The 14,605-nt window shown below is 65.6% G+C and carries 11 protein-coding genes; all 11 read right to left on the reverse strand.

All coding sequences use genetic code 11. The annotated features are described in order from the left end of the window. A partial coding sequence (locus PHS32_RS23220; protein ID WP_301081843.1) for an efflux RND transporter permease subunit occupies positions 1-3,019 on the reverse strand: 3,019 nt, incomplete at its 3' end. Next, positions 3,016-4,101 carry an efflux RND transporter periplasmic adaptor subunit gene (locus tag PHS32_RS23225; RefSeq protein WP_301081844.1) on the reverse strand — a complete coding sequence of 362 codons (1,086 nt, stop codon included), beginning with the start codon at positions 4,099-4,101 and terminating at the stop codon, positions 3,016-3,018. The genes PHS32_RS23225 and PHS32_RS23220, both read right to left, overlap by 4 nt. An 11-nt stretch (positions 4,102-4,112) precedes the next feature. Next, positions 4,113-4,922 carry a polyprenyl synthetase family protein gene (locus PHS32_RS23230; RefSeq protein ID WP_301081846.1) on the reverse strand — a complete coding sequence of 270 codons (810 nt, stop codon included), beginning with the start codon at positions 4,920-4,922 and terminating at the stop codon, positions 4,113-4,115. Beyond that, positions 4,915-5,898 (reverse strand): patatin-like phospholipase family protein, encoded by a 984-nt coding sequence (locus PHS32_RS23235; RefSeq protein WP_301081848.1) that lies wholly within the window; start codon positions 5,896-5,898, stop codon positions 4,915-4,917. Before PHS32_RS23235 ends, PHS32_RS23230 begins: the two co-directional genes overlap by 8 nt. Then, positions 5,895-8,540 (reverse strand): glycosyltransferase, encoded by a 2,646-nt coding sequence (locus PHS32_RS23240; RefSeq protein WP_301081849.1) that lies wholly within the window; start codon positions 8,538-8,540, stop codon positions 5,895-5,897. Before PHS32_RS23240 ends, PHS32_RS23235 begins: the two co-directional genes overlap by 4 nt. Continuing rightward, entirely contained in the window at positions 8,537-10,285 is a 1,749-nt protein-coding gene (locus PHS32_RS23245) for an AarF/UbiB family protein (RefSeq protein ID WP_301081850.1), read from the reverse strand. Before PHS32_RS23245 ends, PHS32_RS23240 begins: the two co-directional genes overlap by 4 nt. After that, positions 10,285-11,046, reverse strand: coding sequence for a DUF6781 family protein (locus PHS32_RS23250; RefSeq protein ID WP_301081851.1), 762 nt, complete (start codon positions 11,044-11,046; stop codon positions 10,285-10,287). The genes PHS32_RS23245 and PHS32_RS23250 overlap by 1 nt, the downstream gene beginning before the upstream one ends. A gap of 139 nt (positions 11,047-11,185) precedes the next feature. Continuing rightward, a complete protein-coding gene (locus PHS32_RS23255) occupies positions 11,186-11,629 on the reverse strand; it encodes a DUF883 domain-containing protein (protein ID WP_301081852.1) in 444 nt (147 codons plus the stop codon). Positions 11,630-11,726: 97 nt separating this feature from the next. Continuing rightward, positions 11,727-12,314: a hypothetical protein gene (locus PHS32_RS23260; RefSeq protein WP_301081853.1), complete on the reverse strand. Its 588-nt coding sequence runs from the start codon at positions 12,312-12,314 to the stop codon at positions 11,727-11,729. Next, a complete protein-coding gene (locus tag PHS32_RS23265; RefSeq protein WP_301081855.1) occupies positions 12,311-12,994 on the reverse strand; it encodes a TetR/AcrR family transcriptional regulator in 684 nt (227 codons plus the stop codon). Before PHS32_RS23265 ends, PHS32_RS23260 begins: the two co-directional genes overlap by 4 nt. A gap of 32 nt (positions 12,995-13,026) precedes the next feature. Further along, positions 13,027-14,112: an alkene reductase gene (locus PHS32_RS23270; RefSeq protein WP_301081857.1), complete on the reverse strand. Its 1,086-nt coding sequence runs from the start codon at positions 14,110-14,112 to the stop codon at positions 13,027-13,029. Positions 14,113-14,605 lie beyond the last annotated feature (493 nt).

A 14,605-nucleotide genomic window follows, 5' to 3' on the forward strand; every position in this document is an offset into this window, starting at 1 on the left:
GGTAATCCAGCACGAAATCGATGATGAGCAGCGAATTGCGCACCACCACCCCGGCCAGCGCAATGATGCCGATCATGGACGTGGCCGTGAAGGGCTGCCCCATGAGCCAGTGCCCCGGAAAGATGCCTGCCAGTCCCAGCGGGATCGCCGCCATGGCGACCAGCGGCAGGCTGAACGACTGGTAATAGGCCACCAGCACCAGAAAGATAAAGGTGAGCGCCAGGCCCAGCGCGCCCAGCATGTCGCGGTAGGTATCCAGCGTCATGCGCAGCTCGCCGTCCCATAGCAGGCGGGGGCCCTCCAGGGTATCGGGCGCGACCGGGTTCAGGCGCAAGTTGCCGGTGGTGAGCCGGCGGCCATCGGCGAGCACGAGGCCGTCCAGCCGCCGGTCAAGGTCGAGCACGGCGTACACAGGTGCGGTGGATTCGAGCTCGCCGCCAACGTAGGTGACGCGTTCGCCGTCCTTGTGCGAGATCGCCCGGTCGACTGAGCCGGGGACGACCTGCACCAGCTCGGACAGCGGCACGCGCTGGCCCTGCCGGTTGGCCACAGACACGCGTGCCAGCAGCGCGGGATCGATCTGGTGGCGCCGGGGAATCCGCAAGCGGATGGGCACCGGGTTCTTCTCGCCAGCGATGCGGGCCCGGCCCATTTCCTCGCCGTCGATCAGCCGACGCAGCGCGACCGCTACTTCGGCCACGCTCAGTCCGGACAGCGCGGCCTTTTCCCGGTCCACCGTCAGGCGGTACTGGTAGACGTCCTGGGCCTCTGAGTCGGTCACCTCCACCATGTCGCGCGTCTGCTGGAAGGCCGCCTTGACCTGCGCGGAAAGCGCGCGCAACTGTGCCGGATCCTTGCCATAGATTTCGGCCAGCACGGTGGCGCGCACCGGCGGCCCCGGCGGGTCTTCCACCAACTGCACGGTGCTGCCGGGGTAACGCGCAGCCATGGCCTGCAGCGTGGGCCGCATCTCGCGCACGATGGCGATCGAGGTCTTGCTCCGATCAGCCTTGTTCAGCAGGTTGACGCGGATCTCGGCGACATGCGCCCCTTGCTTGTTGCCGGAACCACGCAGCAAACCGTTGAAGTCGATCACGCCGGCCTCGCCGATCCAGCTCTGGTAGTTGCGAACGTAGGCGTTCTCGCGCAGCAGCGCACCGACTTCGCGCGCGAACTGGTCGGTCGTCTCCACCGGCGCGGTCTCTGGCATGTCCAGGGTGATGTTGAAGGTGTTCTTGTCGTCCTTGGGCATCATGGCCAGCTCGACGCCTAACCAGGACTGCGGCCCGCCCAAACCGGCCGGGCGTATGAACTGCCAGGCTGGTTGCAGCAGCGACACGGCAATGGCCAACCCCGCCAACAGGAAAACGAGCCAGCGGCTGCGCGAGCGATCGACCAGCGGCGACATGACAGCGCAGTAGAAACGATGCAGGCGGTCATGGGTGTCGTGGTCTTCCAGGTCGTGCCCTTCACCGGGCTTGAGCCAGCGGTTGGCGGCCCAGGGCACCACCGCGTAGGCCACCAGGAGAGAGGCCGCCATGGCGACCGGCACATTGAAAGCGACCGGGTAGAAATACTGCCCCGGCATGCCGCTGACCACCAGCAGCGAGCCGAACACCAGCATGACCGCCAGCGTCGCCAGGTTGGTGGGGTTGCCGATTTCGTTGGTGGCCTGCACCGTGACCAGGCGTTTGTCCTGCTTGCCCAGACGGCTGTAGCTGCGGTGGATGTTTTCGATCACGACAATCGCGCCATCTACCAGCAGCCCCAGCGACAGGATGAGAGCGAACAAAGAGACCCGGTTGATGGTCAGACCGCTGAGGTAAGCCGCGCCCAGGGTCAGGGCCAGGATCAGCGGCACGGTCACGCCCACGATGAGGGCCTCCTTCAGACCCAGGAACGCGGCGGTCACTAGGAACACGGCCAGCACCGCGATGCCCAGGTGCTCGATCAGCCCGGTCACTGCGGCATCCGCCTTCTCGCCGTCATTGCGGGTAACGATCAGTTCAACTCCCGCCGGTACGAATTGCGCCTTCATCCGCTCGATGCGATCGAGCACGTCGTCGGCAACGAAGACAGCGTTGGTGCCCGCTTTCTTGGCCACCGCCAGCGTGACGGCCGGCATCTCCGCCTGCTGCGCCTTGCCAAAGCGCGCATCGGCCGGGCCAAATGCCAGACGGCTCAGGTGCGTGCGCTCTTGCGGCGGGCCGTCGATGACCTGTGCCACATCGCCCAGATAGATCGGGCGCCCGGCGTGGCTGCCCACGATCACGCGTTGGAGGTCTTGCGCCGAGTTCAGAAAACCGTCCAGGAACACCTGGCGGTTTTGTCCCTGTTGCACGACCGTGCCCAGGGGCGCGGCGACATTGCTCGCGCTCAGTGTGGCATGCACCTGGTCCAGCGTGACACCAAAGGCCTGCAGTCGCTGCGGGTCCAACTCGATGCGCAGCTCCCGGTCGCGTCCGCCCTTGACGGAAATGGCCGAGACCTTGTCCAGGCTGCGCAGCCCCTCCATCAGTCGGTCGGCCAGGCGTTTCAGGGCGTAGTCGTCGTAGATTTCGGAGGCCAGCGTGACGGTGACGATGGGCACGTCGTCCACATCCACGCTGCGAATGAGCGGCTCGCCCGCGCCCGCAGGCAGGCGGTCGCGCTGCCCCAGCACCCGGTCGTAGAGTTTGACAAGGGATTTCTCCTTGTCCTGGCCGACCTTGAACTGCACCATCAGCACGCCCATCGAATTCACGGCAGTCGCGTAGGTGTGATCGACGCCGGCAATCTGCTTGACGATGCCCTCCAGCGGGCGGATCACCAGTTCTTCCACTTCCTCGGCGGAGGCACCGGGCAGCGCTACCCATACCTGGGCGCCTGGCACCACGATCTGCGGGTTTTCCTCGCGCGGGGTCAGCGTCACGGCCAGCAGCCCCAGCAGGGCGCAGGCCAGCATGAAAAGAACCGTCAACTTGGACGTGGCAAAGAGGTTCGCCAGGCGCCCGGCGCTGTTGAACTTGGGGTCGCTCATCGCGCCTCCTTCGCGGCGGTCATGAGGTCGCCGTCAAGAAGAGCGGGCACAGGTGCCGCCACAAAGCGCTCGTCGGCGGCCAGGCCGGCGCTCACCTCGACCTGATCGGGCCATTCGCGCCCAATGCGCAGCCAGCGAAAACGCGCCCGGCCTTCGCCATCGACCACAAAGACGCCGGTGAGCCCGCCGCGCTCGACCAGCGCCCGCCTGGGCACCAGCGGCGCCGGGCTTGCCCCGAGTGCAAAAGCCGCGCGCCCGAACATGCCGGGCATCAGCCCCGCCGCCTCAGGCAGGGCGATCTTGACCTGGTAGCTGCGCGAAACCGGGTCGCCCGAGCGCACCACCCGGCTCACCGTGCCTTGCAAGGGCGCGGGCCGACCGTCGATGCTGACTTGCACCGGCTTGCCGGTCGTGATGGCGGCGACCTGGCCTTCGGCCACGAAAGTCTCGAACAACAGCCCACGGCCCGACTCCAGGGTCAGCAGCGGCGCGCCGGGCACGGCGAGATCGCCCGTTCGTTTTTGGCGCGCCACCACCACGCCGTCTACCGGGCTGGTGATCTCGGCGTAGGCGCGCTGAGCCAGCGCCGTGTCCAGACCGGCGCGCGCCTGGTTACGGGCTTCGCGCGCGGCCTCGAATTTCAGGCGCACCTTGCGCAATTCGTTGTCCGAGACGCTGCCGCGCTCGAACAAACGCTGGAAGCGCTCCAGGTCAATCTGTGCATCGCGCAATGCCGCCTCTGCCGCGCCGCTTGCCGCCTGGCCCTGGCGGATGCCGCCTTCCACGTCCGACGCGTCCAGCCGGGCCAGCAACTGTCCGCGTCGCACCCGGTCGCCTTCCTGCACGACGATTTCTCGGATATAGCCGCTCAGCCGGGAGGCAACCTCGACGCGCTGGTCCGACACCACCGAGCCGACCGCCATGTATTCGAGCGGCGCCCCGGCGGATGCGCTCATGAGCGGCAGGGAGCGGCTGGTCGTCGTCGATGCGGCAGGGGTTGGCGGCGCTTTGTCGCAGGCGGCCAGGAGCAAGGCCAGCGCCAGCGGTGCCAGGAGCGGGAGCCTGTTTTTTCTTTTTTTCACGTAAAGGTTTTTCATGATGCGGTTGAGGTACTGATTTTGGGTTTACAAGCCGATGCCTTCGCGCCCAGGCTGGCCGCGATCAGTTCAGCCAGTTCGAGCGGGCGTTCGTTGCCTGTGGCCGTGGCGATGGCCCGCGCTTCCCGCGTTGCCTGGCGGCACAGATCAAGCGCGGCATGATGGAGGGCCGTGCGCGCCTCGGAGATGTCCATGGCATCGGCTTCCTGTTGCAAAACGTGGCTCGAAACGAGGTATTTGCCGTAGCGCCGGGCCGTGCCGGCGAGCGGCTCCGGGTAGCCCGCGAGGGTGGCGCCCGCAGCACCGGCCGCTTCGCCCAGCGGTGCCGCCAGTTGTTGCCGGGTCTGCAACAGCCGCGACGGATCGTCTCGGGCATCTGGAGCCAGGCCCAGTTGGGTGGCCTCCAGCTCCGAAGCCCGGTTGACCGCCTTGGAAACCAAGGTCAGGACGCGCAGGTCGGCGCAGCGCACCAGCAGGCGAAAGGCCCCGGTGGTCAGGTAGTCGCCCGCCAGCACGGTGGCGGCGTTGCCGAGCAGCGCGGACGCGCCGGTCGTCGCGTCAACGTGGGCATGCAACTGCTGCAGGCTGATGTGGATCAGGTCCAGCGCCGTGCCGGCGTCGATGCCCGGCTGCCCCGCATGGAGGCTGCCGGTCACCAGTGCCCGGATCGGCGTGTGTTGGCCCGACAGCAGCAGGCGCAGGGCGCCGCGGACCGGCACAGCCTCGCAGGTCAGGGTGCTTGCCACGGCGGTGTGGACGCCGGCGATCACGGTCTCGGCAAAGTTCATGGGATGCTTGTCATTCATGGCTTGGCGTTATGGGCCAATGGGCCAGTTGTTCGGCCGCGCTGCGGTAGCCGATGTCGATGATTTCTTCGGCGCGGTCGAACTCCATGAAGCGCACCGCGCCCAGCGGCGGCTGGATCAGGAGGTCGGGTTGGGTGTGCCGCAGGTCGGCTTCGGTGACGCGCGCCTGCATGATGTAGAGAGAGGCCAGCAGCACCTCGAAAATGCCTGGCAGCGGCTCCAGAGGGGCCTTGTGCAGCCAGGCCTCGAACTGCGCCAGCACCGGGCTGTTGATGGCCTGCAGGCTCTCCAGCAGGCGCGCCATGATGGGGGTATGGGCATTGCCATTGCCGCTGCCATTGGCGTGGACGGCGGGGCGGGACAGTCGGCCCGTCACGATGTCGTGGTTGAGGTCGACCGCGATGACCAGGTCGGCGCCCATGGCGCGCGCCACGCTCACAGGCACCGGATTGACCAGCCCGCCATCGACCAGAACGCGGCCGTTGCTGCGCACCGGGGTCACGATGCCGGGCACGGCGATGCTGGCGCGCACCGCCTCGGTCAGGTCGCCTGTCGTGGCCACCACTTCCTCGCCCGTCATGAGGTCGGTGGCCACCGCGGCAAAGGGCAGCAACAGGCTCTCGATATGGGCGCTGGGCACGTGGGCGCGCACGAATTGAGCGACCCGCTGGCCGTCGATCAGCCCCGAGCGGGGAAATACCGGGTCGAGCAGGGCGACGATGCCCGGCCAGTCGAGATTGCGCAGTCTGGCGCTCAGGCCGTCGAGCTTGCCGGCGGCGAAAACGGCACCGATGACCGCCCCCATGCTGGTGCCGGCCACCAGGTCGACCGTGATGCCTGCCTCTTTCAGGGCGCGCAGCACGCCAATGTGCGCCAGACCGCGCGCCGAACCGCTGCCCAGCGCCAGGCCGATCCGGGGTCGCGTGAGCGGTACCAGATCCGTTGCCGGGGCTTTGCCGGTTTGTGGTCCGTTCATTGGCTGGCCTCCTTGTCCGGCCCATGACCGGCGGGCCGGTGCCGCCCACCGACGCACCGGCGCAGACGCCGGATACCGTACCGCAGTGATCGCTGAAGCGTCGTGGCGCGCGCGGGTCGCGCGCCAGGGCGGGCCGGGAATTCACGCCCCACGGCGGCCTCGAAGACCTGGAAGCGCTTGAGATAGGCCTCGATCTCCTGGCGCCGCATGCGCCATGCGCCGATCCGGCCGTACTCGCCTACCAGTTCGGTGAACAGCGCCCGCATGCGCCGCGCCCCCCGGTCTTGCAGCACCTCGTCGGCCCGTTCGGTGGCGATGCGCGCCAGCGCCAAGCTGCGCTCCAGCAGGTGCCGGATGTCCTGGGCGCCGTCAAGCTCGCCCAGGCGCCCGATCTCCTGCAGCGGCCGTCTGGCCTGGGCCGCCAGCAGGCGCCGCAGGTCGGTCGCCAGGGCGTCGGCCAGGCTGCGCTGCACGCGGCTGAAATGCGTCGGATCGTCGGCCAGGGCGCCAGACCCGTGGCCGCGCAGGTCCTCGAAATAAAGTTGCTGGTCGCCGAAATAACCGGTCAGCTGTTTGGTCGCGGCCGCTTCGAGGGGTTCGCGCGGCGCCTCGCGCAGCGCCCGCGCCACCGAGCGCAGCGGTTGTCCGAGCGACAGCGGAAAACGCGAAAAGCGATAGGCTGCCTGGGCGCCCGGCACCTGCCGGTAGGCCACCAGTTCCATGCGCAAGGAAGCGTCTTCCTGGCAAGCCTGGCGTGCCTCCTCGAAAATGTCCAGCGGCATGAGCGGCAGCCACTGCCGCCCCAGCGGTGGCGAGCGGTCATAGCCGCCCGCGCGCAGGATGCGCACCACAACGTCGGCGCAATTGAACTCGCTGCGGTCCCACAGCAGGCGGCCTTGCCGGAACTCGCCCTCGATCCGGTGCGCCTCGGCCACCATGGCCGCCTTGCGCTGTGCCGCCACGCCCGCCACCCGCAAGCCGAGCGTTTCGCGGCCATAGGCCATGCCGTAGGTGTTGGTGTGTACCTGCGACGGCGACAGCGGCTGCACGCCGTACAGGTAGTCGGCCAGCGTCACGTGTTGCAGCAGGTTTGGGTCATGCCCCGGCACGGCAATATAGTTGGCGCTGTAGACGGTGGCGTCGACGCGGATGGCAATGTGTCCGAACGGGTTTTCCAGCACCACGCGCTGCGGTGTTTTGGCGGTCGAGTAGGACAGCAGCAGTTCGATGTCGCAGGGAGTCTCGGCCTGGAGCCGCGCCAGCGCCGCTTCGATGCCATCGACGGCGCTGCCGTGCTCGGCGCCGAAGTCCGGCGCCAGGCCAGGCGCGGGCAAGGCCGGGTCGAGCGCGAAGCGGGCGATGCGCCCGAGGTCGGCATTGTCGTGAAAGGCGCGCTGGGCGCGGCGCATTGCCGCCTGCCGCTGCGGGTCTGCCAGCACGGCGGCGGCCAGTTCGCCCGCCTGCGCCAGGGTGTCGGCCAGTTCGGCCACCCCCAGCCGGACGAACAAGGCGGCGTTTTCCCGCTCATGGCCACTCACCACGTCCAGCAAAATCGTCGGCGTGCCCACGGCAAAGGCCTCGGCCGGCGTCATGCCGCCGGCCTTGGTGATCAACAGGTTCGCCGCGCGCATCCAGGCCAGCAGGTCGGCGTGCGGCACCAGGCCGCAGACCTTCAGCGTCACCGGGTCCGGCAGGCGCTTTTGCAGCGCCGTCCGCAACACATTCAGCAGCGCCTGCTGCCGCGCGTTGGCGCCGCAGACGGCGATGATCTGCAGCGGGCCTTGGTGGTGGCGGGCCAGGCTCTCCACCACGAGCGCGTAGTCGCCGACCCCCTCCTTGCAGGAGGTGATGAGAACAGTCGGCACATTCGGGTCGAGCCCCAGCGCCGTGAGATCCATCTCCCGGGTTCTGCCGTCGTCGGCCGGAGCGCGCACCGGCATGCCGCTGGTGGTGACCTTCTCGGGTGCCACGCCGGCGGCCAGCCAGCGCGCTTCCAGCTCGGGGTGGGCGAGAAAGGTGCGGTCGATGCGCTTCGAGATGCGCGGGAAATAGCCTTCGAAGAAGTCCGTGTGCAGCCAGCCGATCTTCATCTGCGCCAGCAGACCCCGCTCGCGCAAGGTCCCGAGCACCTGCGCCGATCCGTAATGCGTGGCGAGGATCGCGTCGGGCGCCTGCGCCTCCAGAAAGGCGCGCACCTTGTCTTCCGGGTAGTCGTTGGACAGCCAGGCGAGCGAGGGCACCCGCTTGCCGCGCGCCTGCAGGGCATGGAACAGCGCGTCGAAGCTTTCCGGGAGATTGTCGGCGATGAACCAGTAGAGCCGCTCATCGACCCAGCGCCAGAGCGGGTGCATGAACTCGCGGATGTCCTGCAGAACCACGCGCACGTCGGGCGCCAGTCGGCCGATTTCCTGCTCGATGGCCTGCGCGGCGCTGATGTGCCCGTGGCCGATGGACGAGTAGAAAATGACGATCTTGCGGGGTTGGGCAGCCCCGGCATCGCCCGCCGCCGGTGCGTCCGCCGCCCTGCGCCGCGCCCGGCCGCGTCGCAGCGCAAGCCATACCAGGGCAGCCAGCAGGGTGAATGCGGCCACCAGCGCCAGTACGATAAGCGGGTCCACGCCCCAGGTCTGCGGTACGCTCATTCCTTTCCCCCGCTGCGCCAGATCGACAGCAGCAGCCAAATGCTGCCGATGACGGCGCCGACGAAGCCGAGCAGGCCGAAGAAGGGCAGCCCCAGCCAGGTGGGGCCACCGGGTACGGTCATGACGATGGAGGAGCCGATGATGAGCGCCGCGATGACGATGCCAACCGTCAGCCGACTGGCGGCGTTGTCGAGCTGGTTGCCGACGCGCTTGAGGTGCGTGACATCAATGTGAATTTCCAGCCGCCCGCGCCGGGCAGCGCGCAGCAGCCGGGAGATGTCCTGGGGCAGACCGGCCACCAGCGACAGCGTCTCGCTGACTCCGCGCCAGCCGCGCTGGAGGAGAGCCGTGGGTGTATAACGTGCGCGCAACGCCTGTTCCAGCAAAGGCATCGCCTCACCGGCCATATCGAAGTCGGGGTCGAGCTCGCGGCCCATGCCTTCGAGCGAGATGAAGGCCTTGATCAGCAAGCTCAGGTCGGGCGGCAATGCCAACTGGTGCTGACGCAAAATGGCCACCAGGTCGGAGAGCATGGCGCCGAGCCGGAGCTGCTTGAGCGCCACGCCATGGTACTGCCGCACAAAAGTCTGGATTTCCACAAGCAGGCCGTCCTCGTCCATGGCACCGTCGCCGGTCCAGTCGAGCATCACGTCGGCGACGCGGCGCGGCTCGTGCTTGACCAGCCCCAGCAGCAGGCCGGTCAACTGGTCGCGGCGCACCTCGGTGAGCCTTCCGACCATGCCGAAGTCGATGAAGGCGATGCGGTTGCCGGGCAGGTAAAACACGTTGCCGGGGTGTGGGTCGGCGTGGAAGAAGCCGTCCTCGACAATCATCTTCAACACTGCGTGCGCGCCCCGACGGGCGAGGACCTTGCGGTCGAGGCCGGCCTGGTCGACTGCGGCAAGCTTGCGCCCGGAAATGCCGGCTATGAATTCCTGCACGCACACCCGCTCGCCGGTCCACTGCCAATAGACGCTGGGAATGACGATGATTGGGAGCGCCGGGGGCGGTTCAGGCGCAGCTTCGGCAGAGGTATCGCCGGTGGGCTCGTCTTTGTCGGCATACCCGGCAAAATTCTCCGCGATGCGCTCGGCATTGCGGCATTCGCCAGCGAAATCGAGTTCGCGCCGCAGCGACTGGCTAAACTGGCGCACCACTTCCTGCGGGCGAAAGGCGCGCAGTTCCGGACTTTCCTCCTCGGCGAGTTTCGCCAGTCTGGCGAGCCAGCGCAGGTCGGCTTCGATCACCGGCCGGATGCCGGGCCGGCGCACTTTGACCACCACTTCGCTGCCGTCCTCCAGGCGCGCGCGGTGTACCTGCGCGACAGAGGCCGCCGCCAACGGCTCGGAGTCGAAGGCGGCGAACACCTCCTCGGGCGGTGCGCCCAAGTCCTCGCAAAGTTGCTGACGGATGTCGGCCCAGGGAGCAGCGGGTGTGCTGTCCTGTAGCTTGCCGAATTCGGCGATCCATTCGGGCTCGAACAGGTCGATGCGGGTAGCCAGCACCTGGCCGAGCTTGACGAAGGTCGGCCCCAATTCCTCCAGCGCACGGCGCATCCGGGCGGGCGGTTCTAGATGAGCCAGTTCCTCTGCTTCGTTCCAGTGTAACGCCCGCCCGACCCGCTCCAGCGCATTGGCCAGCCCCATCCGGCGCACCATGTCACCGAAGCCGTAACGGATCAGGATCGATGCGATGTCGTGCAGGCGACCGAGGTCGCGCATCGTCGTCAGTGCCTGCCACAGCATCAGTCGCCCTTGCCTTGGGAATGACCTGGCTTGGTGTGATCGGCCAGGCCGGTGAGCACGTCGGCAGCGATTTGGCGCAACAGGTCGGAAGTGGCCTGTGCCAGATGCAGCCCAGCCCCAACCTGAGTGCGTCCTGCGGTGTCAAGCTGTTGTGTAATGACGGGCAAGGTTTCTCTCAACTGTCTGCCCACAGCAGAACCATGAATGCGGGTATGCGTAACCAGGTCGTAGAGGATTTCTTGCCCTACATCCGTGACTCCTGAGGCCGACGCTTGCATGGTTTCGAGAAACATCGCTTCCAGGCTTTCCAGATCGGAGCGTGCGCGGGAGAGGTCTTCTCTGGAAAATGTCTGCGCCCGGGCCGCCGCTTCTTCCAGCGCCAGTTTGGAAGCTTCGGCCAACTGCGCCAGCGCCGCGTCCAGCCCGGCGACAGCCCTTTTGAGGTGTACTCGTGTGATGCCGGTTTGTGCCGCTGACTGCTGCAACTCCTTTCGCGCGCCTGCCCGTGCGCCGCGCAGCACGGCGCGCGCGATCTGCCGCAGGGATTCGAGGTCGAGCGAGCGCGCATTGATCCTGCGCAAGGTGAGCTGCCGCACAATTTTCTGTACATCGTGCCCCTGCTCGACGGCGCTACACACTTCGGCTTCGAGCATCGCTGCATCGTTGCCGCCGCCCATGGTGTTGACTGTTTCGTTTTGCATGATGGTGATCCTCTTGAAGGGGTGACCTGAATAACTGGATGTCATGTTGGTGCTGCGCATCACAAATACCTGTCGCCGGGTGGGAAAGCGTCGCCGGGGTGTATGTCTTCCACACGCCCCGCCCACCGATGCGGGCGGGGCGTGTTTGCAAGGACGTACTGGTTGATGGCGCCTTTGGCCTTATGGACCATTCCCCTCATTACATCCAATTTTTCATCGCAGCCAATGCCTTGTCGGCAGCCTCCCTGGTGGCTGCAACTGCTTTCTGGGTTGCATCCCTGGCGGCTGCCGCGGCGTGCTGGGCCGCCTCTTTTCCGGACTCGCCCGCCTTTTTGACCGATTCCTCGGCCTTGTGCGCCGCTTCGCTGGCGGCTTCAGCCGCTTGATTGGTCGCGTCCGAGATTTTTTGCAGCGCGTCCCGGATGTCTTGCGTGGTTTCGTCGACGTCCGTGGCCGCGAACTCGGCAAATCGGCCTGATGCCGCTTTCAGGTTTGCCTCAAGGCGGGTGCGCAAGCCGACGATCTTTTCGCCCGCTTGATCTGCGGTTGCGCGCAGGAGCTCATCGGCATCGGCGACGATGCGCTTCATGTCGGCGATCAGTTTGTCTTTGCTCGTGGAGCCGGGTGTGTTGTATTCAGACATGGAAAACCTCTCGATCAGTGATGAAAAGTAAAAGTAAAAGTAAAAGCGCAACGAAGTGAAAACTTATCGGGCAGGCAGGCAGTCCGCTCACCAAGGATTACTTCGTCACGGCATCCTTGACGTTCCGAGCCGTTTCCCTGGTTGCCTCAAGCGCCTTGTCGGCAGCCTCCCGGGTGGCTTCCATGGCCTTCTGTGCGGCGTCCCTGGTGGCAACGGCGGCTTTCTGCGCGGTCTCCTTGCCCGACTTGGCCGCCTTTTTGGCGGCTTCCCCGGCCTTTTGCGCAGCTTCCTTGGTGGCTACGGCTGCTTTTTTAGCGGCTTCTTCGGCCTTCCGTGCCGCCTCTTTGGTGGCTGAAGTCGCTTTGCGAGTGGCTTCCGCCGTCTTGCGTGCCGCCAGCTTGGCGGCGTCCTCGGCCTCCCGCGCCGCCTGCCGGGCGGCTTCCGCAGTTTTCTGCGAGGCGTCACCGACGGCCTGCTCAGCCTTCTCTGCAGCCCGCTGGGCGGCTTCCGCGGCTTTGCGCGTTGCCTCTTTGGCTTCCTCGGCCGCTTTCTTCGCGCCTTCCTCCGCTTTCTGCAGCACGGACGCCTTGGCCGGCTCGACCGTCTTTGCCACAGGTTCTTCCGTAGCCTGCGCACTTGCGCCCACCACCAATGCAGACAGAATCAACCATTTTTGCAGTTTCATCGCCTCTTCTCCTTGCAGTCATGGAGCAGGAACGTCTGCTCCGCACGTTTGCCCTGAGTCGGGTGTTCATGTGACGTCACCTTGTTGTTTATGCCAAGACCATTGCGCAGCAAGCCGATGACATGCCGCGCAATGGCTTCGGGGTCTTCGTGCTGTTGCTGGTAGCCCGGCAGGAACCGCCGCACCGACTGGGTTTCAAAAGGGTAGATCACCAGGCCGAACATCGAAACGATCAGCAGGTGGGCGTCACGGCCCGGGGCGAGCTCATCGGCGAGCTTGTGCAGTAAGTTGAACAGGTCCCGAAAGACGCAGTCCGCCAGGCTCTGCAGGCGCTGCTCATCGTTGTCCAGCAGTACCCACTGCATCAGGCGTCTGAAGTCTTTCTCCCTGGCGAGCATGCGCGTGAGATCGACGACGAACGCTTCGAGCCGATCCCAGGGTTTTTCTCCACCTTCCAGAAGGGACTTCAAGGGCCCCACTTTTTCTTCGAAGGCATAGCCAACCGCAGCCAGACAGAGTTGCGCTTTGTCCGAAAAGTGGTGGTAAAGGGCGGCGGGTGTCACACCCACAGCAGCCGCGATATCACGCATCGATACCCCGTCAAATCCGACCTTTGCGAAGAGCGGAACTGACAGCCCGAGGATTTCCTCGCGCGTATGCCTGAAAGCTGGTCTAGCCATTCTTATACCCTTGCTTCACGATCCCAGCACGATTAACCTAGCGCCGGGTAATCGGTATAGCCCTTGGGTCCGGGCGTATAAAACGTATTCATATCCGGCGTATTCACAGCCGCGCCCGCCTGCCAGCGCGTGGCCGGATCGGGGTTGGCAAGGAACGGTCTCCCCACAGCGATCAGATCGGCCTTGCCCGCCACCAAGTCGCCTTCGGCGCGCGCGGCGTCGTAGCCGCCGGAGAGAACCAGGGTGCCCTTGAATAATTGGCGGAATGTCGCTTTCATGGCGTCCGGGACGGCGGGCGCCCGCATGGCCGAATGGTCGACCAGGTGGATGTAGGCCAGTGCGCGTGCGTTGAGTTGTTGCGCCAGCCAATTGTAATCGGCTTGCATCGCGTCATACCATGGCATGTCGTTGAACACACCGAAGGGTGACAAGCGTATGCCGGCCTTGTCTTTTTCGATGGCCTTGATGACCGCGTCGACGACTTCGAGCACGAAGCGCGCGCGGTTCTCGATGGCGCCGCCATAGCTGTCCGTGCGCTGGTTCGAGTTCGGGCGAATGAACTGTTCGAGCAAATAACCGTTTGCCCCGTGCAGCTCGATGCCATCGAATCCCGCTGCCACTGCGTTCTTCGCGCCCTGGGCGAACTCCGTGATGGTGGCCTTGATGTCGGCCTCGGTCATCGCCTGCGGCAGGGCATTGGGTTTCATGCCTTCGGCGTCGGTGTATATGTCACCGACGGCTGCCACGGCCGACGGCCCCAGCACGCGTGCACCCTGGGGCAGATTGAGCGGATGGCCGATGCGCCCGCAGTGCATGAACTGCATGAACTGCATGAACATTTTGCCGCCCCGGGCATGTACCGCATCGGTGACCCGTTTCCACCCTGCTATTTGCTTGGCAGAAAAGATCCCCGGTATGCGCGGATAGCCCAGCCCATTGGGCGACGGCGAGGTGCCTTCGGTGATGATGAGCCCCGCAGTAGCCCGCTGCGCGTAATACTGCGCCATCGGCTCGTTCGGGATGTTGCCGGTGGCGCGATTGCGCGTCATCGGCGCCATGAGCAGATGATTCTCCAATGTGAGTGGCCCCAGCGTGGTCTTCGAGAATAGACGTGACATGGTTTACCTCCTAAAAGTGGTTCAGTTAATCCGCATGCAACAAAGTCGCCTATTGGGCATTCCGTGAATCATGACAGGGCAGTTCTAAAAATTCGGCACACTGGCAAAAACCGGTGTCTGGGCGGTTGAACATACCCGGATTGCGGCCTTCGCCGGAATGACGAACTCTGAAGTTTTAAAGCGGCCTTTTGCCTTGAGCTTAACGAACGTTTATTAAACACCAGTTTTCATTGTATTCGGCAACTCGAACCGCCAGCGTGAAAGCGGCTTCGTTGTCGGCATGGCCGAGCAGCCGTGCGCACATCTTTCTCCGCGTCGTCGCTGGCGCAGTCACCCAACGCGTCAAGGTGTGTTCGCCACCCGCTTAGTAGTCCATTTCGGAAGTTCGCACACGTATTTTTCAGGCCCCCAGCTTCAGAGACTGGCTCTTGGCCCAGCGAGCACGCATGCGCGCGATCATGGCATTGAGGTCGGTGCGGGTGAATTTCCACTC

It is taken from the genome of Rhodoferax sp. (assembly GCF_028714215.1).
Classification (GTDB): domain Bacteria; phylum Pseudomonadota; class Gammaproteobacteria; order Burkholderiales; family Burkholderiaceae_C; genus Rhodoferax.